30 protein-coding genes are annotated in these 26,213 nt (G+C 65.6%); 14 read left to right on the top strand and 16 right to left on the bottom strand.

The window, feature by feature from the left end; translation table 11 throughout:
- On the top strand, window positions 1-1,278 hold the full coding sequence (locus tag ABV518_RS10615) for an aldolase (RefSeq protein WP_367767010.1): 1,278 nt from the start codon (window positions 1-3) through the stop codon (window positions 1,276-1,278).
- Between the two features lie 11 nt (window positions 1,279-1,289).
- Window positions 1,290-2,102, top strand: coding sequence for a bifunctional allantoicase/(S)-ureidoglycine aminohydrolase (locus ABV518_RS10610; RefSeq protein ID WP_367767009.1), 813 nt, complete (start codon window positions 1,290-1,292; stop codon window positions 2,100-2,102).
- On the opposite strand, the gene ABV518_RS10605 is transcribed toward ABV518_RS10610, so the two are convergent.
- Complete coding sequence (locus ABV518_RS10605; protein WP_367767008.1) at window positions 2,099-2,239, bottom strand: hypothetical protein; 141 nt, start codon at window positions 2,237-2,239, stop codon at window positions 2,099-2,101. The two genes, ABV518_RS10610 and ABV518_RS10605, sit on opposite strands and share 4 nt — an antisense overlap.
- Window positions 2,240-2,295: 56 nt before the next feature.
- Between ABV518_RS10605 and ABV518_RS10600 the strand changes: the two genes are divergently transcribed.
- On the top strand, window positions 2,296-3,447 hold the full coding sequence (locus tag ABV518_RS10600) for a serine hydrolase domain-containing protein (RefSeq protein ID WP_367767007.1): 1,152 nt from the start codon (window positions 2,296-2,298) through the stop codon (window positions 3,445-3,447).
- 65 nt (window positions 3,448-3,512) lie between these two features.
- Entirely contained in the window at window positions 3,513-3,872 is a 360-nt protein-coding gene (locus ABV518_RS10595) for a VOC family protein (RefSeq protein WP_367767006.1), read from the top strand.
- 25 nt (window positions 3,873-3,897) lie between these two features.
- Here ABV518_RS10595 and ABV518_RS10590 read toward each other — a convergent pair whose 3' ends face one another.
- The 3 genes from ABV518_RS10590 to ABV518_RS10580 form a co-directional block, all read right to left on the bottom strand.
- Window positions 3,898-4,623: an HAD family hydrolase gene (locus ABV518_RS10590; RefSeq protein WP_367767004.1), complete on the bottom strand. Its 726-nt coding sequence runs from the start codon at window positions 4,621-4,623 to the stop codon at window positions 3,898-3,900.
- Window positions 4,623-4,916 (bottom strand): hypothetical protein, encoded by a 294-nt coding sequence (locus ABV518_RS10585; protein WP_367767003.1) that lies wholly within the window; start codon window positions 4,914-4,916, stop codon window positions 4,623-4,625. Before ABV518_RS10585 ends, ABV518_RS10590 begins: the two co-directional genes overlap by 1 nt.
- A gap of 116 nt (window positions 4,917-5,032) precedes the next feature.
- On the bottom strand, window positions 5,033-6,841 hold the full coding sequence (locus tag ABV518_RS10580; RefSeq protein WP_367767001.1) for a glycoside hydrolase family 15 protein: 1,809 nt from the start codon (window positions 6,839-6,841) through the stop codon (window positions 5,033-5,035).
- Window positions 6,842-7,002: 161 nt separating this feature from the next.
- On the opposite strand from ABV518_RS10580, the gene ABV518_RS10575 reads away from it, so the two are divergent.
- Genes ABV518_RS10575 through ABV518_RS10565 form a run of 3 tightly spaced genes read left to right on the top strand, consistent with a single transcriptional unit; the run spans window position 7,003 to window position 9,571 of the window.
- Entirely contained in the window at window positions 7,003-7,734 is a 732-nt protein-coding gene (locus ABV518_RS10575; protein ID WP_367767000.1) for a GAF and ANTAR domain-containing protein, read from the top strand.
- A 1-nt stretch (window position 7,735) separates the two neighbouring features.
- Window positions 7,736-8,467, top strand: a complete 732-nt coding sequence (locus tag ABV518_RS10570) for a DUF72 domain-containing protein (RefSeq protein ID WP_367766999.1) — start codon at window positions 7,736-7,738, stop codon at window positions 8,465-8,467.
- A 45-nt stretch (window positions 8,468-8,512) separates the two neighbouring features.
- Window positions 8,513-9,571 carry an App1 family protein gene (locus tag ABV518_RS10565; protein ID WP_367766997.1) on the top strand — a complete coding sequence of 353 codons (1,059 nt, stop codon included), beginning with the start codon at window positions 8,513-8,515 and terminating at the stop codon, window positions 9,569-9,571.
- Window positions 9,572-9,611: 40 nt separating this feature from the next.
- Here ABV518_RS10565 and ABV518_RS10560 read toward each other — a convergent pair whose 3' ends face one another.
- From ABV518_RS10560 to ABV518_RS10540, 5 genes are all read right to left on the bottom strand, one after another.
- Window positions 9,612-11,159 carry a glycoside hydrolase family 1 protein gene (locus tag ABV518_RS10560; RefSeq protein WP_367766995.1) on the bottom strand — a complete coding sequence of 516 codons (1,548 nt, stop codon included), beginning with the start codon at window positions 11,157-11,159 and terminating at the stop codon, window positions 9,612-9,614.
- Window positions 11,160-11,184: 25 nt separating this feature from the next.
- The gene (locus ABV518_RS10555) at window positions 11,185-11,430 is read right to left on the bottom strand and encodes a hypothetical protein (protein ID WP_367766994.1); all 246 of its coding nucleotides are present in this window, start codon (window positions 11,428-11,430) and stop codon (window positions 11,185-11,187) included.
- Between the two features lie 377 nt (window positions 11,431-11,807).
- Window positions 11,808-12,185, bottom strand: a complete 378-nt coding sequence (locus tag ABV518_RS10550; RefSeq protein WP_367766993.1) for a hypothetical protein — start codon at window positions 12,183-12,185, stop codon at window positions 11,808-11,810.
- Window positions 12,186-12,213: 28 nt separating this feature from the next.
- Entirely contained in the window at window positions 12,214-12,675 is a 462-nt protein-coding gene (locus tag ABV518_RS10545) for a J domain-containing protein (protein ID WP_367766992.1), read from the bottom strand.
- A gap of 84 nt (window positions 12,676-12,759) precedes the next feature.
- Window positions 12,760-13,182: an Hsp20/alpha crystallin family protein gene (locus ABV518_RS10540; RefSeq protein WP_367767072.1), complete on the bottom strand. Its 423-nt coding sequence runs from the start codon at window positions 13,180-13,182 to the stop codon at window positions 12,760-12,762.
- Between the two features lie 141 nt (window positions 13,183-13,323).
- On the opposite strand from ABV518_RS10540, the gene ABV518_RS10535 reads away from it, so the two are divergent.
- Window positions 13,324-13,644 carry a MerR family transcriptional regulator gene (locus tag ABV518_RS10535; protein ID WP_367766991.1) on the top strand — a complete coding sequence of 107 codons (321 nt, stop codon included), beginning with the start codon at window positions 13,324-13,326 and terminating at the stop codon, window positions 13,642-13,644.
- A gap of 14 nt (window positions 13,645-13,658) precedes the next feature.
- Here ABV518_RS10535 and ABV518_RS10530 read toward each other — a convergent pair whose 3' ends face one another.
- A complete protein-coding gene (locus ABV518_RS10530) occupies window positions 13,659-13,967 on the bottom strand; it encodes an MmcQ/YjbR family DNA-binding protein (RefSeq protein ID WP_367766990.1) in 309 nt (102 codons plus the stop codon).
- A 2-nt stretch (window positions 13,968-13,969) separates the two neighbouring features.
- Window positions 13,970-14,764, bottom strand: coding sequence for a phosphatase PAP2 family protein (locus tag ABV518_RS10525; protein ID WP_367766989.1), 795 nt, complete (start codon window positions 14,762-14,764; stop codon window positions 13,970-13,972).
- A 134-nt stretch (window positions 14,765-14,898) separates the two neighbouring features.
- On the opposite strand from ABV518_RS10525, the gene ABV518_RS10520 reads away from it, so the two are divergent.
- From ABV518_RS10520 to ABV518_RS10495, 6 genes are all read left to right on the top strand, one after another.
- Window positions 14,899-16,020 carry a DNA alkylation repair protein gene (locus tag ABV518_RS10520; protein ID WP_367766988.1) on the top strand — a complete coding sequence of 374 codons (1,122 nt, stop codon included), beginning with the start codon at window positions 14,899-14,901 and terminating at the stop codon, window positions 16,018-16,020.
- A gap of 241 nt (window positions 16,021-16,261) precedes the next feature.
- Complete coding sequence (gene chvE, locus ABV518_RS10515) at window positions 16,262-17,386, top strand: multiple monosaccharide ABC transporter substrate-binding protein (RefSeq protein WP_367766986.1); 1,125 nt, start codon at window positions 16,262-16,264, stop codon at window positions 17,384-17,386.
- Window positions 17,387-17,496: 110 nt separating this feature from the next.
- Window positions 17,497-19,026: a multiple monosaccharide ABC transporter ATP-binding protein gene (mmsA, locus tag ABV518_RS10510; protein ID WP_367766984.1), complete on the top strand. Its 1,530-nt coding sequence runs from the start codon at window positions 17,497-17,499 to the stop codon at window positions 19,024-19,026.
- Window positions 19,027-19,030: 4 nt separating this feature from the next.
- Window positions 19,031-20,341, top strand: coding sequence for a multiple monosaccharide ABC transporter permease (mmsB, locus tag ABV518_RS10505; RefSeq protein WP_367766983.1), 1,311 nt, complete (start codon window positions 19,031-19,033; stop codon window positions 20,339-20,341).
- A gap of 35 nt (window positions 20,342-20,376) precedes the next feature.
- Window positions 20,377-20,586: a hypothetical protein gene (locus ABV518_RS10500; RefSeq protein ID WP_367766982.1), complete on the top strand. Its 210-nt coding sequence runs from the start codon at window positions 20,377-20,379 to the stop codon at window positions 20,584-20,586.
- A 13-nt stretch (window positions 20,587-20,599) separates the two neighbouring features.
- A complete protein-coding gene (locus ABV518_RS10495; protein ID WP_367766979.1) occupies window positions 20,600-20,797 on the top strand; it encodes a hypothetical protein in 198 nt (65 codons plus the stop codon).
- A gap of 40 nt (window positions 20,798-20,837) precedes the next feature.
- Here ABV518_RS10495 and ABV518_RS10490 read toward each other — a convergent pair whose 3' ends face one another.
- The 5 genes from ABV518_RS10490 to ABV518_RS10470 form a co-directional block, all read right to left on the bottom strand.
- On the bottom strand, window positions 20,838-22,640 hold the full coding sequence (locus ABV518_RS10490; protein ID WP_367766978.1) for a S8 family serine peptidase: 1,803 nt from the start codon (window positions 22,638-22,640) through the stop codon (window positions 20,838-20,840).
- A gap of 227 nt (window positions 22,641-22,867) precedes the next feature.
- Window positions 22,868-23,740, bottom strand: a complete 873-nt coding sequence (locus ABV518_RS10485) for an NAD-dependent epimerase/dehydratase family protein (RefSeq protein WP_367766977.1) — start codon at window positions 23,738-23,740, stop codon at window positions 22,868-22,870.
- Window positions 23,741-23,753: 13 nt separating this feature from the next.
- Window positions 23,754-24,332: an adenylate kinase gene (locus tag ABV518_RS10480; RefSeq protein ID WP_367766976.1), complete on the bottom strand. Its 579-nt coding sequence runs from the start codon at window positions 24,330-24,332 to the stop codon at window positions 23,754-23,756.
- A gap of 147 nt (window positions 24,333-24,479) precedes the next feature.
- A complete protein-coding gene (locus ABV518_RS10475; RefSeq protein ID WP_367766975.1) occupies window positions 24,480-25,709 on the bottom strand; it encodes a hypothetical protein in 1,230 nt (409 codons plus the stop codon).
- Window positions 25,706-26,212: a hypothetical protein gene (locus ABV518_RS10470; protein WP_367766973.1), complete on the bottom strand. Its 507-nt coding sequence runs from the start codon at window positions 26,210-26,212 to the stop codon at window positions 25,706-25,708. The genes ABV518_RS10475 and ABV518_RS10470 overlap by 4 nt, the downstream gene beginning before the upstream one ends.
- Window position 26,213 lies beyond the last annotated feature (1 nt).

The following is a 26,213-nucleotide window of genomic DNA, read 5'->3' as shown; positions in this document are numbered from 1 at the left end:
ATGGCGGTCTCCCCCACGCCGTCGCTCTCCGCGGCGGACACCGCCCACATCGACGCCCAGCTGGGCGCCACCGACCGGCTGCTGGACCGGAACTACCCCGGCGACGACGGCTCACGCCAGCCCGTCCACACCGTCTACGTCCCCGCCGACCGCTTCGCGCCGTCGTTCGCTGCCGACTGGGGCGCCCAGGCGCTCACGACGGCGGCGGCGCACGGCGGCCTGGAACGGCTCGGCCGGCTTCTGGGCCAGGACGCCGACCTCGCCGGGGCAGTAGCGTCGCGGGTCCAGGCGAAGCTCGAAAGCGAACCGGTCGAGGACCTCCGCCTCGACTTCGAGGACGGCTTCGGGGACAGGGGCGACGACGCCGAGGACGCCGCCGCGGTTGCCGCGGCGGCCGCCGTGGCCACCGCCGTCGCGGCCGGCTCCGCGCCGCCGTTCATCGGGATCCGGTTCAAATGCTTCGAGGCACCCACCAGGGCCCGCGGCCTGCGAACCCTGGACCTCTTCGTCTCCGGACTCGCGTCCGCGGGCGAACTGCCGGCAGGACTGATTCTCACCCTGCCCAAGGTCACCACCGTGGCGCAGGTCCAGGCGATGGACTACGCCGTGTCCCGGCTGGAGGAAGTCCACGGGCTTCCCGCCGGCCGGCTCCGGTTCGAGGTGCAGGTGGAGACGCCGCAGCTGATCCTCGGCCCGGACGGCACCTCCCCTGTGGCGCAGCTGCCGCACGCCGTCCCTGGCAGGATCAGCGGACTGCACTACGGCACCTACGACTACTCCGCGTCGCTGCAGATCTCGGCCGAGTACCAGTCCATGGAGCACCCGGTGGCGGACTTCGCCAAGGAGGTCATGCAGCTGGCAGTCGCCGGCACAGGCATCCGGCTTTCCGACGGTTCCACCAACATCATTCCGGTGGGCGACGCCGTCGAGGATGCCTGGAAGCTGCACGGCCGGCTGGTCCGCCGCTCGCTGGAGCGGGGCTACTACCAGGGCTGGGACCTGCACGCCGCCCAGCTGCCCAGCCGTTTCGCCGCCACCTATGCGTTTTACCGCGAGGGGCTCCCGGCCGCCGCGGCACGCCTGCGCAACTACGTCGAACGCACTGAAGGCGGGGTCATGGACGAACCCGCCACCGCCCGTGCCCTGGCCGCCTTCGTCCTGCGCGGCGTCCAGTGCGGCGCAGTGGGGACCGAAGAGGTCCAGGCGCTGGCCGGCGTCGAACTTTCCCAGCTGACCGCACTGGCGCACCCGCGGCTGGCACACTCCACTTCGAAGTAAAGGATCCAATGATGGGCAAGTACTACCACCCCCAGGGCGGACTGCCGCCGCAGACCCACCTCACCACGGAACGGGCCATCGTCACGGAGGCCTACACGGTCATCCCCAAGGGCGTGATGACCGACATCGTCACCAGCACCCTGCCGGGTTTCTCCAACACCCGGTCCTGGATCCTGGCCCGCCCGATTTCCGGGTTTGCCACCACGTTCTCGCAGCTGATCGTGGAGATCGGCCCCGGCGGCGGGGCCCCCAAGGCCGAGTTCGAGGCAGGCGTTGAAGGCGTTGTCTTTGTCACCAAGGGCAAGGTAAACCTGACCCTCGACGGCGAACTCCACCAGCTTGAGGAGGGTGGCTACGCCTACCTGGCCGCCGGTTCCACCTGGGGCCTGGAGAACGTCTCGGACGACATCGTCTCGTTCCAATGGATCCGCAAGGCCTATGAGCGGCTCGAAGGTTACGAGGCCAAGTCCTTTGTCACCAGCGATGCCGAGGTGGAACCCACCGCGATGCCGGATACCAACGGCGCCTGGAAGACCACCCGCTTCACGGATTCGTCCGACCTGGCCCACGACATGCAGGTGAACATCGTGACGTTCCAGCCGGGCGGGGTCATCCCTTTCCCGGAGACCCACGTTATGGAGCACGGCCTGTACGTCCTGGAGGGCAAGGCCATGTACCTGCTCAACAACGACTGGGTTGAGGTGGAGGCAGGCGACTTTATGTGGCTGCGTGCCTTCTGCCCGCAGGCCTGCTACGCCGGCGGTCCCGGCGAGTTCCGGTACCTGCTGTACAAGGACATGAACCGCCAGATCCGCCTCACCTAGCCCTGCCCGACGCCGCCGAGGTCGCCGAGGTCGCCGGAAGCCTTCCATTTCGCTGGGAAGCTTCCGGCGACCTCGTCGCGTTTCCGGCGATTTGGGGGGGTGCTGGCGTTGACCTCGTTCTTCAGGACGAGGAGCATGGAGGTGCCGGCACTTCAGTTACCTGGCCGAGGCGCCGGTCCGAAGGGTCAGCGACATGCCCGGAACCAGGCGGCACCGTATCAGGAACAGGATCGCGGCGGCTGTGTCCGCAGCGCTGGTGGCCGTTGCCCTTGGCAGCTGCACTCCTGAACCCCTCCCACCGGACCTGCATGAGGATATCTACGCCGCCCTGGAGGATTTCAGCCGCTCGATGATCGAAGACGGCGCCCCGGCCGTCCTCATCGAGGTGCGGCACGGCGGAAAGGTGTGGACCCATGCCGACGGCGTCCGGAACCTGGACACCCGTGAACCCGCCACAGCCTCAGACCCCTTCAGGGTAGGCAGCATCACCAAGTCCATGGTGGCTGTGTCCGTCATGAAGCTGGTGGAGGAAGGCAAAGTCGGCCTGGACGACCAGGTCAGCAAATACCTGCCGGAATTCGGAACCGTTCTTCATCCGCCTGGTCCGGTGACGGTGCGCGAGCTCCTGATCCACGAAAGCGGGTTGCCTGAGTTTGGGATTCCCCTGCTGGCCTCGGGGCCGTGGCCGGAGGTTATGGACAGGCCACTCAGCCTGGAGCAGCAACTGGCGCTGGCGGCCACGGTGCCGTGGGAACGGCGGCTCGCGCAGGGCTTCGAGTACTCCAATTCCAATTACGCGGCCCTGGGCCTGATCGTCGAGCGGCTCCGCGGCAAGAGCATCAATGCAGTCCTGAAGACGGACATCGCTGATCCGTTGGGGCTGGAGTCAACCGGGCTCCCCCGGCCCGGCGCCGCCCCGGCCACCATGGTCCACGGCTACATCACCGTGAACGGCCAGCGCCTGGACGTCACGCAACCGGCATGGCTGTCAGAGTTTGCCGCGGGCGGCGCCGTGTCCACGGTGTCCGAGCTGAATACGTTCTACGCCGCCCTGTTCCAGGGGAAGCTCCTGCGGGACGAAAGCCGGACCTCGATGCTGCGGCGGGACAGCGACCTCTATGGATTCGGCCTCTTTAGATGGAACGACACGTGTTCCAACCGGCTGTACCACGGACATACCGGCGACATCGATGGCTACGGGTCCGTTTCCATGACCAGCGAAGACGGTACGAGGCAGCTCACCATCGCCGTGGCGTACCCGCCGGAACCGCCCACACTGAACGTCAATCCGCTGATCTCGGAACTTGAGGATGTAGCTGAACAAACACTGAACGCGCTCTGCTGAGTTCGGCCAGACCCGGACAGCCGCGGGGGCTTGCCTGCCGGTCCCGATGGGGGAAGCATAAAAACATGCTGACTATCGGAACCACGGTTCTCGGGGTAGAGGACGTTACGCGTTCCACCGCGTTCTGGTGCGACGCGCTGGGCTACGTCCCGCGTGAGGAGGGCGACGACACCTGGGTGGTCCTTGTCCCGCACGGCGGCAACGGTGCCAGGCTCGCCCTGATGCTCAGCGAGACGCCAGTACAGGATCACCCCCGGATCCACCTGGACCTCTACACCGACGACCAGAACGCCGAGGTGGCCCGTTTGCTGGACCTGGGCGCCTCGCGCGTGGACTGGGACCTGTATCCCGAGGATCCTGATTTCATTGTGCTCGCGGACCCGGACGGAAACCGGTTCTGCGTGGTGGACGTGGCCCGGTCCTGAACCAGGCCGGGGGCGCGGCGGCGGGTTAGCCGCCGGCGGAGGACGCCGAAAGCAGCCTTCCGATGGCGCTTGACTGGAGATTGTCCAGGAGGTCACGGGGACCCGAGTAGACCTCGGCGGCACCGGCTTCCCTGAGTTCCGCGGCGCTTGTTCCGCCGCAGGTGAGTCCGATGGCGGGCATACCGAGGGCCCCCGCGGCTTGCATGTCCCAGACCGCATCGCCGACGTAGACGGCATCGGCAGACTGGACGCCAACAGCCTCCAGCGCGGCCACCAGGATGTCCGGGGCCGGCTTGCTGGCCTTCGCGTCGTTGGCGCTGGTGGCCGCATGGATGTGGGCGTCGGAGCCAAGGACCCGCCGGGTTGCCAGCAGGTCCGGCGTCCGGGCTGACGACGCCAGGGCAACCGCCAGTCCTCCGAAGTGGCACTGCGCCAGGAGGTCCCTGGCGCCGTCAAAGGGGCGAAGGACGGCCCAGCTGGACGCAAACAGGGCCGCGTGACTGGCCAGGATCTCGGCGTCGGCGTTCCTGTCCCTGCCCTGTGGAAGGAGGCTGTCCACCAGCCGGTCGCCGCCCATGCCGACGCAGTGGTGGATGGAGGCCATTGGCACGTCGTGGCCCTGCTGCCGGAATGCCTGCCACCAGGCCAGCGTATGAATATAGGAGGAATCCACCAGGGTTCCGTCCACGTCAAACAGGACGCCCCGGCGTCGTCCCGTCACAGCCACCGGGCCAAGGTGCTGGGGGTCCATCAGCCGGCTGCGGCCCGGGTGGTCCTCGAAACCCTCTTGTTGCGCGGTGCGGCATCTTCCTTGGCGGACACCATCGGCCGGACGCGTTCACGGATGACGGTCCCGGCGCCGTCGCGGCTACGGTCGCGGATCAGCCCGGTCCCGGCGATTTCGCGTGCCATGGCCACACCGGCCACCGCGGCGCGCTTCGTGGGAAAGGTCACCGAAATCGCCATCAGGTCCCCGGCCCCATCCAACATCCTGACCCTGTAGCCACCGTCAGCTGCATCCACCAGTTCAAAATAACCGGCCATTCAAATCACCCCTCCGTCAGTCACTGCGCTGTGCTTGGAGCACCCAGTGAGATGTTAGTAAGTATACTTACTGATTCCGTCGGGGAAAAGTGCTGCAATCCCCCAATTGCAAGCAGTCACGACACATTCTCCGTCTCGGGCGGAATGGGCGCATCACTCTGGCGAACCGTATCCTGATGCAGCTCCAGTGCGCTAGTCACAAGCCCGAAGTGGCTGAATGCCTGGGGTGTATTGCCCAGCTGGCGTCCGGCCCTGACGGCCCACTCCTCACTCAGCAGGCCCACGTCGTTCCGCAATTCCAGGAGCCGTTCGAACAGCTCAGTGGCTTCCCGACGGCGGCCGGCCCCCAGGAGTGCCTCCACCATCCAGAACGAACACGCCAGGAACACCCCCTCATCCCCGGGGAGTCCGTCGTCGCTTTCGGCCGGGCGGTACCGGAGCACAAACCCGTCTTCGGTCAGCTCATCCAGGATCGCGTCGATGGTGCCCACCACCCGCGGATCGTCCGGCGGGAGGAACCCCACACGCGGGATGAGCAGGAGGCTGGCATCAAGTTCCGGCCGGCCGTAGGACTGCACAAAAGTGTTGCGTCCTTCGTCGAAACCGTTGGCCATCACGTCCCGGTGGATGGTGTCCCGGAGCGCCTCCCAGCGCTCTGCCGGGCCCGGCAGGCCGGACTCGCGGACACCTTTCACCATCCGGTCCGCCGCCACCCAGGCCATGACCTTCGAATGCGTGAAGTGGCGGCGCGGTCCGCGCATCTCCCAGAGGCCATTGTCCGGCTGGTCCCAGATGGTTTCCAGGTGCTGCATGAGGGCAATCTGGACATCCCAGGCCTCGTCGGTGTGTTTGAGCAGGGAATTCCGGGTCAGGGCCAGGCAGTCCAGCACCTCGCCCCACACGTCCAGCTGGAGCTGCTCCGCCGCGCCGTTGCCGATCCGCACAGGACTGGAGCCTTCATAGCCGGACAGCCACGGCAGTTCCATTTCCGGAAGCCTGCGCTCGCCATGGATTCCGTACATGATCTGCAGGTCCGCGGGGTCGCCTGCAACGGCCCGGAGCAGCCAGTCCCGCCATGCTGCGGCCTCCGCGGTGTAGCCCGCGGCCAACAGTGCCTGCAGCGTCATGGTGGCGTCCCGCAGCCAGCAGTAGCGGTAGTCCCAGTTGCGGGGGCCGCCGAGCTGTTCCGGCAGCGACGTGGTGACCGCGGCGACGATGCCTCCGGTGGGCGCGTAGGTCAAGGCTTTGAGTGTCACCAGCGAGCGCACCACCGCGTCCCGGTACTTCCCGGTGACCGTGCATTGGGAAGTCCAGCCCCGCCAGAAGGCCGCCGTTGTACCCAGCACTTCCTCGGCGTCGACGGTGGTGGGCCGCCGCACGTGGCTCGGGGCCCACGTCAGCACAAACGGGATCCGCTCGCCTGCGCTGACCGTGAAGTCGCTGACGGTGTGCAGGTTTTCGCCGTGCAGCGGTGCCCCGGTGACGAAATAGACGGCGTCCGGACCCGCAATGGCATGGATGCCGTGCTTGTCCTTCCGGACCCAGGGAACTATATGGCCGTAATCGAAGCGCAGCGCCAGTTCGCCGTGCATCCTGACACTTCCACTGACGCCCTCCACGATGCGCACGATGTCTGCCACCTCGTCGCGGGGTGGCATGAAGTCAATGACGCGCACCGTCCCGTCCGGCGTTTCCCATTCCGTTTCCAGGATGAGGGTCCCGTCGCGGTAGCTGCGCCGGGTGCAGGTCCCGCCAGCCTCGGGAGCCAGCAGCCACCTGCCCGCATCAGGAGTGTCCAGCAGCGCGTTGAAGCAGGCCGGAGAGTCAAACCGCGGCAGGCACAGCCAGTCGATGGACCCGGCCGTGCTCACCAGCGCTCCGGTGTGGAGGTCGCCGACTACCGCATAATCCTCAATTCGCGCCATTTCCCTACCCTGCCACACGACCCTGCCGCATGCGTGCTCCGGCGGCCGGAGGACCGCGGGGTGTAGCCTGAAATCAGGGTAAAGCAGCTGCCTAGGCCATCGATGGTGGCCGCCAGCAGGCCAGGTTCCCCGGTTCCGGCCAGCAACACCGGAGGCACCCCTTGGAACAGCCATCTATCGGCCTCGTCATCGACAAAATACAGGATCTTCTCCTGGACACCCAGGATGTGGAGGACTTCCTCAATGAACTCGCAACCTATTCGGCCGAGAACCTCTCCGGAGCACGGGGCGAAGTCCTTTGCGGGATCACTTTGCTCCGCCACCGGACCGCGGTCACCGTGGCCAGCAGCGGCGACCGGGCACACCTCCTCGATGAGCTCCAATACGACTACGGTGATGGCCCGTGCCTCCAATGCGCCCGGGAAGGTGTAGTTGTGCACATCCGGGACCTTAAGACGGAAACCCTGTGGCCGGAATATGCGGCCAAGGTGCTGAACCACGGCATCCGGTCGGTCCTGGCCGTACCGTTCGAGCTTTCCGGGGACGATGCCAAGGCGGGGATGAACCTCTACTCAGACCGTGCTGGCACCTTCGATGCCAATGCCGTGGAGCATGCCCTCAGCTACGTGTCCCAGGCTTCCAAGGGAATGCGCCTAGCCGTGCGGCTGGCCCAGCATTCGGATACCGCGGCCAACCTGAAGGCGGCCCTCGATTCCCGCACGGTGATCGATACGGCGGTGGGAATCATCATCGGCCAGAACAGGTGCACCCAGGACGAGGCAATGGACCTCATCAAATCCGCCTCCAGCACGCGCAATGTGAAACTCCGCGACGTGGCCGCCGCCATAGTGGAATCCGCGGGCGGCGGCACCCTGAAGACACACTTCAGCTGACGTGGCCATCCACATTGGAACGTCAGGCTGGAGCTATGACCATTGGGAGAACGTGCTGTACCCGCCAGGGCTCCCGGTCCGGGACAGGCTGCAGCATTACGTTGCCCGGTTCGGCACGGTGGAACTCAACGCGAGTTTCTACCGCTGGCCCCGGGACACCTCCTTCGCCAGCTGGCGGCGGCGGCTTCCCGACGGCTTCGCGATGTCGGTCAAAGCCCCGCGCGGGCTGACGCACGGTAAGAAGCTGTATGCGCCCGAGGTCTGGCTGGAACGGATCACGCGGTGCTGGCATGAACTCGGCGACAAACGGGCGGTCCTGCTGGTCCAGCTCCCGCCGCAGCAGGCCAGGGATGACGCCCGGCTGGAATATTTCCTCGCCATGGTGCCGCGCTGGATCCGCGTGGCCGTGGAGTTCCGGCACCCCAGCTGGGACCACCCGGACATCTACGGGCTGTTGGAGCGGCACGGGGCCGCGTACTGCATCATGAGCGGAGCCAACCTGCCGTGCATCCTCCGCGCTACGGCGCCTTTCGTGTACATCAGGCTGCACGGCCCGGACCACCAACACCTCTACGGCGGCTCGTATTCGGACGGCGACCTGGGCTGGTGGGCTGACCGCGTCCGGGAGTGGTCTGACAGCGGTCGGGACGTGTTTGTGTACTTCAATAACGACGGCGGCGGGAACGCCGTGCGGAACGCCGAGACCCTGCGCTGGATCCTGGGCGCCGGCTGAAGTCACGCTGGGCGTTCACCGCAGCGCCTGTGGCAGAGTGGAGGCATGGACAGGGCCCCGCAGAAATCATCATTGGCCGGCAACCGCGCCTTCCGGCTGGCTCACCGGCTCTCCGACGGCGTTAACAGTGCCCGCCTGCAGCTGGCAAAACGCTGGAACTTCGTGCCGAAGACCATCGCATACCAGGGTTACGGATCCACTGAGTGGGTGCGGGTACTGGGCCGCGTGCTGCTCACCAAGGAGCCGGCACCCGGCAGCCGGGCCGAACATGCCGCCCGCAACGGTACCCAGAACGTCCGCGGCTGGCGGGCTTTCACCAGCGTCCCCGTGCAGTTCACCAACGTGGAAGTCACCATCGGAGACGTCGTGACCACCGTGAAGGCAGACCGCGGCGGCCTGATCGACACCGTGGTGGACATCCGGCTGTCCCCCGGCTGGCACACGGCCGTGCTGCGCGCCGAAGGGACTGAGCCCGTGGAGGCGCTGATCCAGGTGATCGCACCGGACACCACCTTCGGCATCGTGTCCGATATTGACGACACCGTCATGGTCACGGCCCTGCCCCGCCCCTTCCTCGCGTTGTGGAACACGTTTGTCCTCAGCGAGAGGGCCCGGATGGCCACGCCCGGGATGGCGGTCCTGCTGGACCGGCTCACCGTCGAGCATCCGGAAGCCCCTGTAATCTATCTGTCCACCGGGCCGTGGAACGCAGCTCCCACCCTGGCGCGTTTCCTGGGCCGCAACATGTACCCCGCCGGCGCCCTGCTGCTCACCGACTGGGGATTGACGCAGGACAGGTGGTTCCGCAGCGGGCAGGAGCATAAACACCGCAACCTCGAACGTCTCGCCAAGGAGTTCCCGGACATGCGCTGGCTCCTGATCGGGGACAACGGCCAGCACGACGAACAGATCTACTCCGGCTTCGCCCAGGAGCATGCGGACAAGGTTGCCGCCATTGCCATCCGGCAGCTTTCCGTCAGCGAGGCAGTGTTTGCGGGCGGGCACTCCGAAGACGGGGACCACAGCGCGTCGGCAGTGCCGTGGATCTACTCCACTGACGGCGCCGGGATGGCCAAGCAGCTCAGGTCCCTGGACCTCCTCTAGCCCACCGGACGCAACCCCGCCGGACTCCAGTCCCGCCGCCCTATGCGGTGGCACCCAGGGTGGTCACGTCGTCGTCATTCTCCTCCGTCACGGCCGGTTCCGGTCCGGCAGCCTGCGCGACGGCCGTGGCCGCCGCAGCCACCAGGTTCCGTTCCTCGAGGAGTTCCTGGAACCAGAAGTAGGACGCCTTGGGCGTGCGTTCCAAGGTCTCGAAATCCACGTGGAGCAAGCCGAACGGCTGGTTGTAGCCGGCGGACCACTCGAAGTTGTCCATCAATGACCAGACGTAATAGCCGCGGAGCTCCACTGATTCGGCCTCCCCGCCCGGGGCCGTGGCTTTGAGTGCCGCTTCCAGGTGGTCCGAGAGGTATTTGAGGCGACGTTCATCCGGGATGAACGTCGTGTTCGTGGACTTGTCGCGGACGATGATGTCCTCGAAGCTCGCCCCGCCCTCGGTGATGATCACGGGCGGCAGGTTCGGGTAGCGCTCCGCCATTTCCTTCAGCGCGACACCCATGTATTCGGACTTGACGGGCCAGCCGTAGGCGGTGACGTCGGCTTCGGGCCAGGGCTCGACATGGAAGGGGGTGCCGCCGTTGCCCATCGCGCTGAGGTCGCTGCCCATGGCCTCCGCCATGCTCTCCGGAACCGCTCCCTTCCCCGGACCGACGGCCACCTTGGTGGGCATGTAGTAATTCAGCCCGTAAAAATCCAACGGCTGGGAAATGATCTCCATGTCCTCGTCCGGGTGGTCGAAGGAGCTGAAGATCTTCGCGGCGCGGATGACGTCCGGGTACTTGCCCAACAGGACTGGGTCCGCGTACAGCCGGTTCTGGGCAAGGTCCATCAGGCCGGCACTGATCTTGTCCAGCGGGTTGATGGAGTTGGGGATCATCGGCGAGTAGACGTTGGTCATGCCGATCTCACCGGGAACTCCTGCGGCCCGCAAAGCCTGTACTGCGAGGCCGTGGCCCAGCAGCTGATGGTGCACCGTGGGGAAAGCGCCGAGCATGAGGGACTCACCGGGCGAATGCAGCCCCAGGGTGTAGCCATTGGTGGTGACCGTGGCGGGTTCGTTGATCGTCGCCCAGCGCGCCACCCTGTCGCCGAAGGCATCGGCGGCGATTGCGGCGAACTCCCCCAGCCGGTAGGCGGTGTCGCGGTTCATCCAGCCGCCGGTGTCGTCCAGCGCTTTCGGGGTATCCCAGTGGTAGAGGGTGACCATGGGCGAAATCCCGTTGGCCAGCAGCTCATCTAGGAGGCGGTCGTAGAAATCCAGTCCTGCACGGTTCACAGTTCCGCTGCCAGTGGGCTGGATCCGCGGCCACGCGAGGGAGAATCGGTACGAGTCCACGCCCAGTTGCTTCATCAGGGCCACGTCTTCGGGCATCCGGTGGTAGTGGTCGCAGGCGATCGCCGGGCTGTGGTCCTCAACAATGGCTCCCGGCTTGGACGCGAAAACATCCCATCCTGCCGGGCCGCGGCCATCCTCCTCCAACGCACCCTCGATCTGGAAGGCCGCGGTGGCCACGCCAAGGGTGAATCCGGACGGGATGAGCGCTGCCAAATCCTTGGCGGTGATATGCACGTTGGTGCCAACTTCCTTAGCTGGGTTAGGAACTGTACCCCTCAGAATGGCACACGGCCGGGCGGCTGACGAGTAGCAACCCGGCGCCTCCTGCCAGGGTCTGGGGATGGATGAAAAACTGGGGAAGTTCATCGATGATTTTGCCGCGCTGGTCCAGCTGGCGCAGTCCGGAAACCACCGGCAGCAGGCGGGACAGCAGCTGCTTCAAGCACTGACCGAGCATCTTGGCGTGCCGGCCGCGGAGCTTGCGGTGGTGGTGGAAAATGGGCATCGGCGGCGGCCAGCGGCTGTCGGTGCTGCAGCGCGATCGCCACCCACCGTACCTCGCTCAAGGACCACGGCCAGCACCTCAAGAGCGGCATCCTGCTCTACGGCCGGCCTGGAACTGGCAAAACCCACACGGTCCGGCATCTGCTGAGCCAGAGGACCGGAGCTTCGGGCACGGTCCGCGGCCGCTGCTGTTTGAGGTGCTGGACGCCATGGACGGCCTCGACAACGCTGCGGGCTGCCGACGCCGAAGCCCTCACCCGCACCCTGCTGGGCAGCGGCCCTGACGCGGCGGGAGCACCCGGGTTCCCCGGGCCCGGCTTTCCGGGGCCCAGCGTCATTGGGCGCAGCTACACGCCCTGATTCGCCGGCCCTGCCGGCTCATTGTGAGCCGAACAGGAACTCCTTGGCGTGGGCTACGGCCTTGCGGTAGGCGTCGTTCCGCAGCGTGACCAGGTGTTCCGTGTCGCCGTCGGCAGGCTCCAAGTACCCGGTGTAGCCCGGACGGAGCACCCAGATGTCACCGGCGGGAGGAAGATAAAACACGCCAAAGGAACGCTGCTGGCCCTCGTCCGCCGTCCACACCGGGACTACGGCCAGTGCCGCGCCTGTAGACGGGTTGATCCACTGGGCACGAGGCAAGGGTTCCTCATGCGCCTCGGGATCCAGGAACGGTGCAGTGCCCTGGCCCCAGCGCTGTTCAAAGCGCTCGTGGAAAACCGGCATCAGGTGAGAATCGTAGCGGCGCCACTCGCTCATGGTGGTGTTCCTCCTTGGGATGGTGGGGTCAGGCCCAAGGCCCGCTTTCCCAACGGACCGGGGTGATTCTGATAGTGGGAAGGGGCTGGTTTTCCTGCCCGCGAACGTACTGCACGGGGATGTCTTGCGGCCCGGCGGCCGGACGGGAAACCACCTGGCTGCGGGCGCGGCTTCGATCGTAGGCCGCGCGGCGGCCCGGATCCCGAAGGACGGCAAACGCCTGCATGATGCGCAACAGCTCGTTCCTCCTGGCTGACTGGCTCCCCTCCGCCGGTCTCTGCAAAGCCGAGCTGTCATTGGCCGGATCCTCGGCAGGTGTTGCCCCGTTGACTGTTGCCCCGTCGACGTCGGGATGGAAGTTTCGCATCAGGGCTCGGTAGGCGCGGGCGATCTCCCGCTGGCTGGCCGAGGATGGCACCTGCAGGGCGGCATAATGGTCGGGCAGGTCGGCCCCGTCCGCATTGCCCGTACTCTCGTATCGCGAATCCATACCTGGCGCCTTTCGAGAACGGCCGGGGCGCAGGCGGGTTGTCCCTGCCCGCGCCCGGTCCGCTTAGCCGGCATCCGAAACGGTTTAGCTCCCGATCTCGTGCAGCTGGCCCTTGGTTTCTATCTCGATCTTCCGCGGTTTCGCCTGCTCGACCACGGGGATCCTCAAGGTCAGGACACCCTGATCGTAACTGGCCTTGATCTTGTCCGTGTCCAAGGTGTCGCCCAGGATCAGCTGGCGGCTGAACACACCGCGGGGCCGTTCTGAGGCAACGAGCTCAACATTGGGCTGGGTCGGGTCCAGCCGCTCTGCCCGGACCGTGAGGACGTTCCGCTCAACGTTCAGGTCCACTGAGTCCACTTTCACGCCCGGAAGGTCAAAGGCGACAACAAACTCACCGTCTTCCTGCCACGCGTCCATCGGCATGGCCGCCGGGCGGGCAGCGGTCCCAAAGACCTGCTGGGTCAACCGGTCCAGCTCCCGGAACGGGTCCGTACGCATCAACATCATTTCCCACTCCTTCAGCATTCAGGTGTTGTTTTAGGTTCATATCCCCCGCCGTCAATCTATGGTGGTGGATATAGATTTTTTATAGCACCAGTGACAAACTGAGGCAAGGGATTCATTCAAGGATTTTTTGGAGCAGACATGACAGAGCCGGCGTCCGGTCATACACCGCAGCCCAGGCCAGGGCGGGCGCTTTACGCCATCTCCGTCGCGGCCCAGCTGACGGGCACTGGACAGCAGAACATCCGGCTCTATGAGACGCGGGGACTACTTACGCCAGCCCGGACAGCCGGAGGAACACGGCAGTACAGCGAATCGGACATTGCACTTCTCCTGCGTATCGGCGAATTGCTCCAAGAGGGACTCAACCTCGCCGGCGTCGCGAAGGTCCTTGAGCTGGAGGAAGCCAACGCCAAGCTGCGCCGGGCCCTCAACCGGGCACGTTCGCACCCGGATTCGTAGCCTTCAGACTGCGGTCAGGACCCGCGCCCACCTGCCAGCCGGTGGGACTCCTCAAGCAGTTCCCCCAGCTCGTCGGTTCCGATCCAGGCGAGGCGGACCAGCGCCAGCTGCGGTGAACGGTCGTGGTGCGGTGTCCAGAAGTACGTGTCAGGCTCAGTGCCGGCCAGCGCCTCCCGCTCGTCCGTCTTGACGGTGAGTACACCGTCTTCCCAGATGCGCGCCATCAGGGTCTTGGCGAACCACGCCGGCTGGCCCCAGCTGCTCCGTTCCGAAACACCGGGCAGTGCCAGGCACATCCTCCGCACGTCCGCCTCGGATGGCATCGCTAGTCGCCTGGCGCGTCCGCTTTGGAGAGCTCGCCCGTGATCCGCTCGCCGGGGATCCGGGCGGTACGCCACGTGTCCAGGGCAATGACCGCGCCCAGGATAATCAGCGAGAGGGAGAGTGAAGCCAGTGCATCACTGAGCCAGTGGTATCCCAGGTACAGCCTGCTGAGTGCTGCCAGCACAATACCGACGCCGGCCCCCACAAAGCCGAGCACGGCGGACCGGGTGTTGGCGCGCCGCGAGAAGATGAGGAAAGTGCCCACCAGCAGGAAGTCACAGGCGCCCAGGACGTGGCCGGAGGGGAAGGAGAACGTGTGGTCGGCACCGAACAGCATCAGCTCCACGGGCGGGCGGGACCTTTTGACGATTTGCAGGATAATCTGCGATACCACGACGCCGGTGATCATGCCGCCGGCGAGGAGCATCGGTCGCCAGGCGTGCTTGGCTGCGAATCCCCACACAAGGATGACCACCAGGACAATGATCGGCAGGGCAACGGGCCCGAACACCACCGCCAGGAAGATCATCACGGCAGTGAGCAACTCCGAACGGAGGCCGAGCAGCCAGTTCCGCGCGGACTCGTCCGCCGACGCGAGCCCGTCGTGCTGCAGGACACCGATGAGGGTGGCCACGAAAACGATGGCGCCCACCGCCACCAGAAGCACGGCCCAGCGATAGAGTGCCTTTCGCGCCTCGGGTTCCATGAAACGTTCCTCCACGACGAACTTGTCATGGAAGCTGCGCCACCAGTTGGGGGCCTTGCCGGATGGTGCCTGTCCTGACTGCTGTGCCACTTGTATTCCGTCCCTGCGCCGTTGAAGACTCCTAAAGTGAAGATTATCCCCGTTCTTCCACGATTGACTGGCCCGACTGCCAAACGTGCCGCACCGGTTCCGCCCGAATCAGTATGCCGCGGTAGCCTGACGGAATGGGTGCGATGAACGAGCTGATCAACGAGCACGCCGTGGAGGCGCTGGCTGACATTCTGGCCGCAGCAGCACCGGGCGCGCAGTGGCCCGCCCTCGCTGGCGCCGGCAGAACGCTGGACGGGCTGAGCCTGCGCGGACGCACCGACCGCGTCAGCGGAGCGCTGCTGGATGATCTGCAGCGGCTGCCGCGTCCCGGATATGCGACGGCGGCCGGCATCTTCCGCCGCGCGCTGGACCACTCCGGCTTTACCGGCTGGGTCCTCTGGCCGGTATCCGAAGCGGCTGTCACCCTGGCCCTCGATTCGGGCGGCATTCCGGACTTCAAAGACTGCCTGGCCCTTCTGGCTGAACTGACTCCCCGGCTGACGGGCGAGTTTGCCATCCGGCGACTGCTCGCCCGTGATCCGGACACCTCACTGCAGGCCATCCTGGAGTGGACCGAACACCCGGATGAGCATGTGCGCCGTCTGGCAAGCGAAGGGACCCGGGCCTATCTCCCCTGGGCTGTCCGGGTCCCGGCCCTGGTCCAGCGGCCAGGGGCGACCCTGCCCATCCTTGATGCCCTGTACCGTGACCCCTCCGAATATGTCCGTCGGTCTGTGGCCAACCACCTCAACGACCTCGCCCGGCACGCGCCGGACGTTGTGGTGTCGACGGCGGCCGGCTGGCTGGCCGCGCCGGACGCCAACACTGCGTGGGTGGTCAGGCACGGCCTCCGGACCCTGGTCAAGAAGGCCCACCCCGGGGCGCTGGCGCTGCAGGGGTTCGTGCCGGCGTCGGTGGCGGTCACGGAACTCCGGCTGGACCGGGACGTGGTGGCCATGCCCGAAGACCTGGGCTTCGAATTCGAGATTTCCAACACCGGCGACGGCGATGCCCGGCTGGCGGTGGACTATGCGGTCCATTATCGCAAGGCCAACGGCAGCCAGTCCGTGAAGATTTTCAAGCTCACGGCCCTGACGCTTGCCGCGGGCGAGACCAGGATGCTCGCGAAGCGCCACGCCTTCCGGCCGATGACCACACGGGTCCACCACCCGGGGATGCACGCCCTCGAGCTCCAGATCAACGGAGTGCGCCACGGCCGTGCGGAGTTCCGGGTGGACACGGGCGTCCGCGCCTGACCAAAACGTGACTTGACTCACAGTCTACCCTGGAGTAGCATCTCGTGTTAGCGCTAACAAACATAGAAACCTTCCAGAACTGCACATCCGGCACATTGAACTCCGCGCCCGCCTGTTGGCAGCTCTTCAGATGTCCAGGGCTCGGGCCCTGCACACCAAAGCAGTACCGCTCCACCGGCAAGCGCAGACGCCTGCCGGCCCAGCACCACTTCGCGGACTAGCATCCGCGGGAGGAGAAATCGTGAGAATTAGGAAATTCCTGGGCGCCGTCGCCGTCGTCCTCGCAGTCACTGTGGGTGCCACAGGGTGCGGAAGCCGGGGTGGAACCGCCACTCCGGAAGCCACTGCGAATCCTAGTGAATCCCTGGTTGGCATCTCGATGCCTACCCAGACATCCGAGCGTTGGATCGCCGATGGCGGAAACGTGGAAAAGTCCCTGAAGGGACTCGGTTACAAGACTGACCTGCAGTTCGCCAATGACGACATCCCCACGCAGGTATCGCAGATCGAGAACATGCTGACCAAGGGTGCAAAGGCGCTCATTATCGCCGCCATCGACGGCACCACCCTGACCGATGTGCTGGCCAAGGCGAAGGAACAGAACGTCAAGGTCATCGCCTACGACCGCCTCATCAACGGCACCCCGAACGTTGATTTCTACACTACGTTCGATAACTACACGGTGGGCGTGCAGCAGGCAACGTCACTGCTGACCGGGCTGGGCCTGGTTGATGCCGCCGGCAAGAAGGTGGAGGGCAAGGGCCCGTTCAACGTTGAGCTCTTCGCCGGCAGCCCGGATGACAACAACGCCAACTTCTTCTGGACCGGCGCCATGGACACACTGAAGCCGTATCTGGACGCCGGAACCCTCAAGGTCCCCAGCGGCCAGACCAAGTTCGAGCAGGCCGCCATCCTGCGCTGGCAGGCCCCTGTTGCCCAGAAGCGTATGGAGGACGTCCTGACCGCGGCCTACAGCTCCGGGACCAAGCTCGACGGCGTACTCTCCCCCTATGACGGCCTCTCCATCGGCATCATCTCGGCTCTGACCAGCACCGGCGGCTACGCCAAGGGCAACCTGCCGGTCGTCACAGGCCAGGACGCTGAGAAGGGCTCCGTGAAGTCCATCATCGCCGGTGAGCAGTACTCCACCATCTTCAAGGACACCCGCCAGCTGGGCTCCCAGGCAGTGAAGATGGTCGACGCCCTGCTGAAGGGCCAGGAGCCGGAGGTCAACGACACCAAGACCTACAACAACAAGGTCAAGGTGGTTCCGGCCTATCTGCTCAAGTCCGTGATCATCACAGCGGAAAACTACAAGAAGGAACTGATCGACTCCGGCTACTACACGGACGCCGACGTCAAGTAACTCTTCTTGCGGGGTTGGGGCCGGCCGCACGGCCTGGCCGCAACCCCTTCCCGTAGGCCCCTGCAGCCGCAGGCCGGTCCAGTTTTCCAACCAGTCAGTGGGAATTGACGATGAACACACCCATTCTTCAAATGCGAGGAATTACCAAAACCTTCCCGGGCGTGAAAGCCCTGCAGGATGTCACCCTGGACGTGAACCGTGGCGAGGTCCACGCCATCTGCGGCGAGAACGGGGCGGGGAAATCCACCCTGATGAAAGTCCTGTCCGGGGTCTACCCGCACAACTCCTTCGACGGGGACATCCTCTTCGAAAACGAGCCCTGCAACTTCTCCACCATCAACGACAGCGAGAAACGCGGCATCGTCATCATCCACCAGGAGCTCGCCCTGAGCCCCTACCTCTCGATCGCCGAAAACATCTACCTCGGCAACGAGCAGGCCAAAAACGGCTGGGTGGACTGGCGAAAGACCAACCTGGAGGCCGCCAAACTGCTGGCCAGGGTGGGCCTGAGCGAAAACCCCATCACACCGGTGCAGCACATCAGTGTGGGCAAGCAGCAGCTGGTGGAAATCGCCAAGGCGCTCTCGAAGGAAGTCAAGCTCCTCATCCTGGATGAGCCCACAGCGGCGCTAAACGACGAGGACTCCGGCCACCTCCTGGACCTGATCCTGCATCTGAAGGGCCAGGGCATCACCAGCATCATCATCAGCCACAAACTCAACGAAATCCGCAAAGTCGCAGACGCCGTCACCATCATCCGCGACGGCAAAACCATCGAGACGCTCCGGCTCGATGAAGGCCAAATCACGCAGGAACGGATTATCCGCGGCATGGTGGGCCGGGACCTGGAAAGCCTCTACCCGGACCGGGACCCGAAGATCGGGGAGGAAGTCCTGCGGATCGAGGACTGGTCCGTCAGGCATCCGCAGGACCACACCCGCATGGTGGTGCACAACGCCAGCCTGAACGTCCGCAAGGGCGAAGTGGTGGGCCTCGCCGGCCTGATGGGAGCGGGCCGGACCGAGCTGGCCATGAGCGTTTTCGGTCGCACTTACGGCACGGCGGTGTCCGGAAAGGTGTACAAGTACGGCAAGGAAATCAACACCTCCACGGTGTCCCAGGCGATCGGGCACGGGATCGCCTATGCCACCGAAGACCGGAAGCACTACGGCCTGAACCTCATTGAGGATATCCAGCGGAACATCTCCATGGCCGCGCTCCGCAAGCTCGTCAAGGGCGGCTGGGTGGACAAAAACCGGGAAACGGTGGTGGCCAACGGCTACCGCAAGAGCATGAACATCAAGGCGCCCTCGGTTGCTGCCATCACCGGAAAACTCTCCGGCGGAAACCAGCAGAAAGTGGTGCTGAGCAAGTGGATGTTCTCGGACCCGGACGTGCTGATCCTCGATGAACCCACCCGCGGGATCGATGTCGGCGCCAAATTCGAGATCTACACGATCATCGCCAAGCTTGCGGCGGAGGGAAAAGCCGTCATTGTCATCTCCTCGGAACTGCCCGAACTCCTCGGCATCTGCGACAGGATCTACACCCTGTCCGCCGGCCACATCACCGGCGAGGTGCCCATCGCCGAAGCATCCCAGGAAACCCTCATGCACTTCATGACCAAAGAGAAGGAATAGGACCATGTCCGCCCTACGAGAATCCCTCGGCTTCCTGACAAGCCGCCTCCGGCAGGTTGGCATCTTCGTTGCCCTGATCCTGATCGTCCTGCTGTTCCAGGTACTGACCAACGGCATCCTGCTTGAGCCGCAGAACGTCACCAACCTGGTGGTCCAGAACAGCTACATCCTCATCCTCGCCATCGGCATGGTGATGGTCATCATCGCCGGGCACATCGACCTCTCGGTGGGATCGATCGCCGGCTTCATCGGCGCCGTCGCCGGCGTCATGATGGTCCACTGGGGCTGGGCCTGGTGGCTGGCCATCCCGGCCTGCCTCCTGGTGGGAGCGCTCGTCGGTGCCTGGCAGGGATACTGGATCGCCTACGTCGGCATCCCGGCGTTCATCGTCACGCTCGCCGGCATGCTGATATTCCGCGGCCTGACCCTGATCACTCTGAAGAACCAGCAGATCACCCCGTTCCCCGCCGAACTCCGGGCCCTGGGCGGCGGCTTCCTCCCGGACATCTCCGGGGGCACCTCGGTGCTGGAATGGCTGACGGTCATCCTGGGCGTGGGCGCCACGGTGGCGCTGCTCATCCAGGCGCTCAAGGAACGCCGGATCCGCAAGAAGTTCGACCTCGAGAACGAACCCATGGCCTGGTTCGCCACCAAGACCACCTTCGTTGCCCTGCTCATGCTGATCATCACGTTCCTCCTCGCCAGCTACCGCGGTACACCGATCGTGCTGATCGTGCTGGCAGTCCTGGTGGTCGTCTACACGGCGCTGATGAACAACAGTGTCTTCGGCCGCCACACCTACGCGATCGGCGGCAACCTGCACGCCGCGGAACTGTCCGGCGTCAAGACCAAGGCCGTCACCTTCCGGCTCTTCGTCAACATGGGCGTTCTGGCGGCCCTGGCGGGCCTGGTGTTCACCGCCAGGCTCAACTCGGCACAGCCCGCCGGCGGCACCGGCTTCGAACTCGACTCCATCGCCGCTGCATTCATCGGCGGCGCCGCCGTCCAGGGCGGCATCGGCACCGTGGCCGGTGCCATGATCGGCGGCCTGATCATGGGCGTGCTGAACAACGGCATGTCCATCCTGGGCCTGGGCACCGACTACCAGCAGCTCATCAAGGGACTGGTCCTCCTGCTCGCCGTGGGCTTCGACATCTTCAACAAGAACCGCAGCGGCGGCGGAGGCAGCACCATCGGCAAACGGTTCAAACTCAGGACCACACCTCCGTCCACCACCGAATCCAAGGCGCCCGCGGGGACCACGGACCAGGCCAAGGACCGCCCGGTCCCCGTTTCCGTAGTCAAGCCTGAGTAACCAAGAACCTGCCCAACTGTTAACAAGGAACTGATATGTCTACCCCCACAGACCGCATTGAAATAGATGTCGCCAGCCGGCATCTTCTGGACGACGAGCTTGATGCCGCCGTCCGGCGCCTTCAGGAAGTGGCACTCCTCACCGGCACGCACGGCATCCTGGTGACCCGTGTCGCCCCGGGCCGCTACACCGCAGCCCTGTCGGATCAGGTTCCTTTCGGGATGACCCGCGAACTGGTTTCCTGAGGGCTGCCGAACCGTGGACGAGGCAACCGACGACTGGCATCAGCTGATTGGCTGTTGGGTGGAACTCCGCTCTGGGGGCAGCGTAGTACGGACCGGCGAAGTTGAGGCAGTTTTGGCGGACTCGTCTGTGATGTGGCTGAAGTTCAACGGCAACCACGGCCGGCAGATGGTGGCCAAGACGGACGGCTACGAGGTTCTGCCGATTCGTTAAGCTGCTTCGGAATATCCGGTAGCCCTACCAAAGGGAGGCGTCAGAACGAACCGGTGGTGAACTGCCACGTTTTGGTGGCCAGCTGGTTGCCGGCGAGGTCCCGGACGGCCGCAGCGCCGCCGGTCACCGTCACCGTGTATTTGGTCTTGGCGGCGAGTGCAAGCTGCGGGTCGAGGATCCACTGGTTGCTGGTGCCGTTCCGGTAGACCGCGGCGGCAACAACGGCTCCGGTCGCGGCGTTCTTCACTGTGAACGTGGATGCTGTCACGCCCTGGACCGCTTCGCTGAACGTCACGGACACGTTGTTGGATCGCCTGACCAGGAGGTCGTTGCTGCCGGGGACGTAGCCCGTCACCGTGGGCGCCGGACCGGTGACGAAGGTCCAGGTGGTGGCGGCCAGCGGGGTGCCGGAAGCGTCGCGGATGGCGGCGGCTCCGCCGATCAGAGTCACCGTGAATGTTGAGTCCACGGCCAGGTTCGACGCCGGATCCAGGGTCGCGGTCTTCGTTGTGGCGTTGTAGGTGACTGCGGCCGGGACAACCGCGCCGGCGGCATTCTTGAGGAGGAACGTTCCGCTGCCCACGCCCTGGACGGCGGTGCTGAAGGTGGCCGCGATGTTGCTGGCCTGGGGGACCGCCGTCGAATTCGCGGCGGGTGACTTGGCCGTAACTGTCGGGGCCGGAAGCGAGGGGGCCGGTGCAGGGGTGGAAACGGGGGCCGCGCCGGCAGAGTACAGCAGGCGGTTCGGCGTGCCTGCTCCGGTGCCGCTTATGGCGCCGGCAGTCGAGCTGGATGCCAGCGCCGCCGCAACCTGCGCGGGAGTGAGCGCCGGATTCCGGGCGAGTAGAACTGCCCCCGCGCCGGCAGCGTGCGGCGTGGCCATGGACGTGCCGGACATGGAAGCGGTTGCTGTGCTGGAGGTGTAGGACGCGGACGTGATGCCCACACCGGGTGCGTAGAGGTCAACGCAGGAGCCGTAGTTGGAGAAGCTGGCCTGCCGGTCGGCGGAGTCGCTGGCCGCCACCGTAACGGCGGATGGAACGCGGGCAGGTGAGCTGCCGCAGGCGTCAAGGGCGGAGTTGCCGGCGGCCACAAAGGCGGCCACGCCGTCGTTGATGACGCTTTGGAGCGCGGCGTCCACGGCTGCACTGGCGGCCCCGCCGAGGCTCATGTTGACCACTGCCGGGGTGCCGGCAGCGTGGTTGGCTGCGATCCAGTCGAGGCCGGCGACGACGTCGGAGTTGTAGCCGGAGCCGTTGCAGTCCATGACCCTGACGGGGACCACGGTCGCGGCCTTGGCCACGCCGTAGGTGGTCCCGGCCACCGTTCCGGCCACGTGCGTGCCGTGGCCGTTGCAGTCCCCGGAGCCGCGGCCGTCGGCCACCGCCGTCCAGCCTGCCGTGATGCGGCCGGCGAACTCGGTGTGGGTCGCGAGGACGCCGGTGTCCACCACATAGGCGCTGACCCCGGCGCCGGCTGCGGCCCAGCTGTAGGAGCCGGAAAGGGGCAATGCCCGCTGGTCCACCCGGTCCAGTCCCCAAGGTGCCGGCTGCTGCGTTTCGGAGAGGGTGACGGGCGCGTCTGCCTCCACGGACACCACCCGCCCTGAATGGGACAGCGCCTCGGCCTGCGCCGGCGTGGCGGTCACGACGGCGCCACGCACCGCGTGCGAAAACGTCCGGCCCACGCCAAGGCCGCGGGAGCGGATGGCTGCAGTCTCGGCGGTGACGTCGGCGTCGGCGGCGTAGCGGACGAGGTAGCGGACGCTGGCCTCACTTGCAGCCGGTGCAACTGCTGCGGCCGGAAGACCAGTAGCGGTCAGGGCGACGGCGGAAACAAGCATCGCGGCAGCGGCGGGCAGGAGCAGGCGTGAAGTAGGAATTTTAGGGTCCTTGCAGGGCGGCTGGGGCGGTTAGTGGCGGGCGGGGAAGCCCCGCCCATCACCAGAATAGGAGCCCCTGCATGCCGCGAACCGGAATTTCCCCAATCCTGCGCCAACCCTTTGCTGGCTACGGAAATCCGTGGTTCGCCTTGAGGGAAACGCCGTTCAGGAGTGGCTGGCCGCCGCAGTCAGTCTTCGGTGGGGGTGGTCCTGTTGGGGTGGTAGGTCCGCCAGCTGTGCTCGGGCTCGAAGCCCAGGAGCCTCCTCGCCTTGTTGATGGAGAGCATGGTTTCGTGCTCCCCGAGTTCCCTGGTCACCACAACGTTCGGGAACACCTCGGCGGCGAGGCTCGCGCTCGAACGGCTCATCACGGTGTCCGCGTTGGCGATGATAAAAGCCTCAAAGCCGGGCCGCCCGTTTTCCAGCGCCCGTGCCACGGCCTGGGCCCCGTCCCGGCCGTCGATATAGCCCCACAGGTTCCACTTACGCTCCCTCGCGTCGGCATCGAAGGACGGAAAGCGTTCGTAGTCGGCGGCGTCCATCACGTTCGAAAACCGCAACGCCACAATGCTCAGCTCCGGGTCCCAACGGGTCAGTTCAACGGCCATCTGCTCCTCGAGGTGCTTCACCAGCGAATACGTGCTCTCCGGACGGGCAGGGTACTCCTCGTCCACCGGGATGTAGGGCGGGTCGACGTCGAACGGCAGCCCCAGCACCGTCTCACTCGAGGCATACACCACCTTCTTAATGCCGGCCCGGCGGGCCGCCTGGAACACGTTGTAAGTGGAGAGCATGTTGTTCTCGAACGTCGCAGCGTCCGGAACGATGCCCGGCGCCGGGATGGCACCCAGATGCACGACGGCGTCAAAACCCGTGTGCCTGTCATCCAGTCCCAGCAGCACATCCACCACCTGGCCATAGTCCCGAAGGTCCACGACCGCCAGGCCCGGGCTCCGGTCCCCCGCACGGTCCAGGTTCAGCACCTGATGCCCGTCCGCCGTAAGCCTGCGGACCACATGCCGCCCCAGCTTTCCACTACCACCGGTCACTGCAACTCTCATGGGTATTCCTGTCCTAGGTTGCGAGGAACTTCTCGACGGCGGCGATGGCCGCTTCGGTGATTTCACCCGGGGTCCCGCTGCCGTCTACGGAGACAAGCAGTCCCCGGCCCGCATAGACGGACACTACCTCATGCGTTTCCCGGTGGTAGAGATCCAGCCTCCGGCGAAAGACGTCCACCGTGTCATCCTTGCGGCCCTGGTCCTGGGCGCGCTTCAGCATCCGCTGTTCAAGTTCGGCATCCGGTGCCTGGAGTTCGATCACTGCGTCCACGCGCTGGTCCCGGGCGGCCAGCATATTGTCCAGTTCGGTAACCTGCGGCGCCGTCCTGGGGTAGCCGTCCAGCAGGAAGCCTGCCTGGACGTCGGCGTCCAGCAGCCTGTCCTTCACCAGGGCGTTGGTCAGGTGGTCGGGCACAAAAAGGCCGTCGTCCAGGTATTTGGAGGCTTCCTTGCCCAGCAATGTTTCCCGGCCGACGTTGTCCCGGAAGATCTCGCCGGTTGAGACTGCGGGGATGTTGAAATGCCGCGCGATGTGTTCGGCCTGGGTGCCTTTGCCGGAGCCGGGCGGACCGATGATAAGCAGTCTGGTCATGTTCTACGTCCCTCTGCGGCGCCATCGCCGCTGGTCTCGGGGTCCGTCGCCGGCAACGCCAACGCGTGGTTCATTCTGCCCACAGTTGGCAACACAATGCCAGCCTCCGGGAGGGGATCCGGAGGCTGGCATTAGCTTGAAGGGGTGTTAGAACCTCGAGTTAGTACCTGCGAACGGCGTCGTGGGTAGCGGGTGGCCATTACGGTCCGTCAGCCCAGCCGGCGGGGTGTACGTTGGCATGACGTTGCCAGACTTCGATGCCGGGGTGCCGGTGATCAAACTGCCAAGGGTGACAGTGAGTTGAGACGTACCGGGATTCCACGTCAGGGACGAATTGAAGGTCGAAGTGCCTCCGTAGCTTCCGTTGAGCGCCACCGACCCGAACCTCACTGATGGGCATCCAGCGTCGGTCGTACCAAAGCCTAGAAGGTTGCCCCCCGCGATGGTCATGGTGCCGTTCACTGTTTGGCTGCCGGGGACGTCCTGCCAAGTGTTGCAAATACTCGCGGGAAGCAGCGGCTCCGAGAATGTCAGCGTGACTTTGTCGCCAGCGTCGGGAGTGAACTGCGCTTGTCCGTTACTGAGCGAAACAGCAGTGACCCTGGGCGCGGTAGTGTCCTTGGCGGACGTAGCCGTCCCGGGAGCACTGATGTTGCCTGCCGCATCTTTGGCAACCGCAGAATACGAGATTGTTGGATCGTTGAATGTGACCAGGTTGAAGGTGGCCGACCACGCGCCTGAGCTTTCGGCAACCACCGTCTGCGAGGTTGTGTGTGCGGCGCCATCGTCGTTGACGGTGATCGTCACCGATGACCCAGCCTCAGCAGTGCCGCTGACCAAAACGGACGCCGCAGCGGTGGAACTGGCGATCATCGTCGGCGTCGTAATGCTTGGCGTGGCAGGAGGTGTGGTGTCCGCCGCAGTGGCACCCACGCTGCGGGCTGACTCAATACCGGCCCAGGCGCCGAGTACCGGCGTGACGGTGTAGTACCAGGTGCCGGCAGGCAGTGCAGCCTCGTTGCAGGTCAGAATTGCGATGGTCCCGGCACAGGCTCCGCCGGCAGCGACCTTGGTACCGCCGGTCGCCGACGAGTAACGCGCAACGGTGTATCCGGCAACCGGGCGTCCCGCCGCCGTCGTGCCTTGCGCCCAGCTGACCGCTGCGGCACCGGAGGCCACCGACGCCGCCGGGGCCGCCACGGCGGGAATGGAGTCGGCCCTGGCGGCGCCGGCGTTGCTGCCCAGCGTCTGCCAGAAAGCGTTCGCCGCGGGACCGCCCCAGGAAATGACGAGGGCGGCGGCCACAACTCCGGCGATGCGGGCGTGCCTGCCCGGCCGGGACTCAGAACGCTGGGGGGTCTGGCTGGGGTGGCTCATTTCCGTGCCTCCAAGGTGACGGGCAGGCTGAACGTCGCACCCTGGCAGCCGGATGACGATGCCGTGGACATGGCGGCGGCCGCAGGCAAGGCGATGAGGACGGACGAGTTCGCCGGAATGGTGACTGTGGGAGCCAGCGGGGCGGCAGGGTCCACGAAGGTCACGCCCGTGGTGGTGCAGCCGGGGTGGTTGGCATCCGCCGTCACAGTCCCGCTGCCGCGGATAGCATGGACCTTCACGGGGAAGTTGTTGGGGTTTTGCGCCCGGACGGCAACATCGGCGGTGCCGCCCGGGACGAGTGCGCCCTGTGGGCTGTCGCCCGCCACCAGCGCTTCAACGGTCACGGTGGCCATGGTGCCGTTAGTGGCGGCTCCGGTTCCTGCTCCGGTAGATGCCCAGTAAGCGTAGGCCCCGCCAGCGCCTGTCGCGATGCAGAGGGCGATGGTTGCTGCCGCAGTCTTGGCAGCCAGCCGTCGGGAAGTTTTATTTGGTGTGGCGGTCATG

The sequence above is a fragment of the Arthrobacter sp. HS15c genome, assembly GCF_040812005.1.
Lineage (GTDB): Bacteria > Actinomycetota > Actinomycetes > Actinomycetales > Micrococcaceae > Arthrobacter.
The sequence above is the reverse complement of the archived record's forward strand: the minus strand, read 5'-3'. Positions and strand labels throughout refer to the sequence as shown.

What these genes read in the sequence shown, in the direction of transcription:
- ABV518_RS10470 (WP_367766973.1), bottom strand. Translation starts at nt 26,212, where the DNA reads ATGACCGCCACACCAAATAAAACTTCCCGACGGCTGGCTGCCAAGACT.
- mmsA (WP_367766984.1), top strand. Translation starts at nt 17,497, where the DNA reads ATGAACACACCCATTCTTCAAATGCGAGGAATTACCAAAACCTTCCCG.
- ABV518_RS10485 (WP_367766977.1), bottom strand. Translation starts at nt 23,740, where the DNA reads ATGAGAGTTGCAGTGACCGGTGGTAGTGGAAAGCTGGGGCGGCATGTG.
- ABV518_RS10595 (WP_367767006.1), top strand. Translation starts at nt 3,513, where the DNA reads ATGCTGACTATCGGAACCACGGTTCTCGGGGTAGAGGACGTTACGCGT.
- ABV518_RS10530 (WP_367766990.1), bottom strand. Translation starts at nt 13,967, where the DNA reads ATGCCATCCGAGGCGGACGTGCGGAGGATGTGCCTGGCACTGCCCGGT.
- ABV518_RS10490 (WP_367766978.1), bottom strand. Translation starts at nt 22,640, where the DNA reads ATGCTTGTTTCCGCCGTCGCCCTGACCGCTACTGGTCTTCCGGCCGCA.
- ABV518_RS10590 (WP_367767004.1), bottom strand. Translation starts at nt 4,623, where the DNA reads ATGGACCCCCAGCACCTTGGCCCGGTGGCTGTGACGGGACGACGCCGG.
- ABV518_RS10605 (WP_367767008.1), bottom strand. Translation starts at nt 2,239, where the DNA reads ATGCTCCTCGTCCTGAAGAACGAGGTCAACGCCAGCACCCCCCCAAAT.
- ABV518_RS10540 (WP_367767072.1), bottom strand. Translation starts at nt 13,182, where the DNA reads ATGTTGATGCGTACGGACCCGTTCCGGGAGCTGGACCGGTTGACCCAG.
- ABV518_RS10580 (WP_367767001.1), bottom strand. Translation starts at nt 6,841, where the DNA reads ATGGCGCGAATTGAGGATTATGCGGTAGTCGGCGACCTCCACACCGGA.
- ABV518_RS10600 (WP_367767007.1), top strand. Translation starts at nt 2,296, where the DNA reads ATGCCCGGAACCAGGCGGCACCGTATCAGGAACAGGATCGCGGCGGCT.
- ABV518_RS10555 (WP_367766994.1), bottom strand. Translation starts at nt 11,430, where the DNA reads ATGCCCATTTTCCACCACCACCGCAAGCTCCGCGGCCGGCACGCCAAG.
- ABV518_RS10500 (WP_367766982.1), top strand. Translation starts at nt 20,377, where the DNA reads ATGTCTACCCCCACAGACCGCATTGAAATAGATGTCGCCAGCCGGCAT.
- ABV518_RS10585 (WP_367767003.1), bottom strand. Translation starts at nt 4,916, where the DNA reads ATGGCCGGTTATTTTGAACTGGTGGATGCAGCTGACGGTGGCTACAGG.
- ABV518_RS10550 (WP_367766993.1), bottom strand. Translation starts at nt 12,185, where the DNA reads ATGAGCGAGTGGCGCCGCTACGATTCTCACCTGATGCCGGTTTTCCAC.
- ABV518_RS10610 (WP_367767009.1), top strand. Translation starts at nt 1,290, where the DNA reads ATGGGCAAGTACTACCACCCCCAGGGCGGACTGCCGCCGCAGACCCAC.
- ABV518_RS10615 (WP_367767010.1), top strand. Translation starts at nt 1, where the DNA reads ATGGCGGTCTCCCCCACGCCGTCGCTCTCCGCGGCGGACACCGCCCAC.
- mmsB (WP_367766983.1), top strand. Translation starts at nt 19,031, where the DNA reads ATGTCCGCCCTACGAGAATCCCTCGGCTTCCTGACAAGCCGCCTCCGG.
- ABV518_RS10565 (WP_367766997.1), top strand. Translation starts at nt 8,513, where the DNA reads ATGGACAGGGCCCCGCAGAAATCATCATTGGCCGGCAACCGCGCCTTC.
- ABV518_RS10520 (WP_367766988.1), top strand. Translation starts at nt 14,899, where the DNA reads ATGGGTGCGATGAACGAGCTGATCAACGAGCACGCCGTGGAGGCGCTG.
- ABV518_RS10535 (WP_367766991.1), top strand. Translation starts at nt 13,324, where the DNA reads ATGACAGAGCCGGCGTCCGGTCATACACCGCAGCCCAGGCCAGGGCGG.
- ABV518_RS10480 (WP_367766976.1), bottom strand. Translation starts at nt 24,332, where the DNA reads ATGACCAGACTGCTTATCATCGGTCCGCCCGGCTCCGGCAAAGGCACC.
- ABV518_RS10475 (WP_367766975.1), bottom strand. Translation starts at nt 25,709, where the DNA reads ATGAGCCACCCCAGCCAGACCCCCCAGCGTTCTGAGTCCCGGCCGGGC.
- ABV518_RS10545 (WP_367766992.1), bottom strand. Translation starts at nt 12,675, where the DNA reads ATGGATTCGCGATACGAGAGTACGGGCAATGCGGACGGGGCCGACCTG.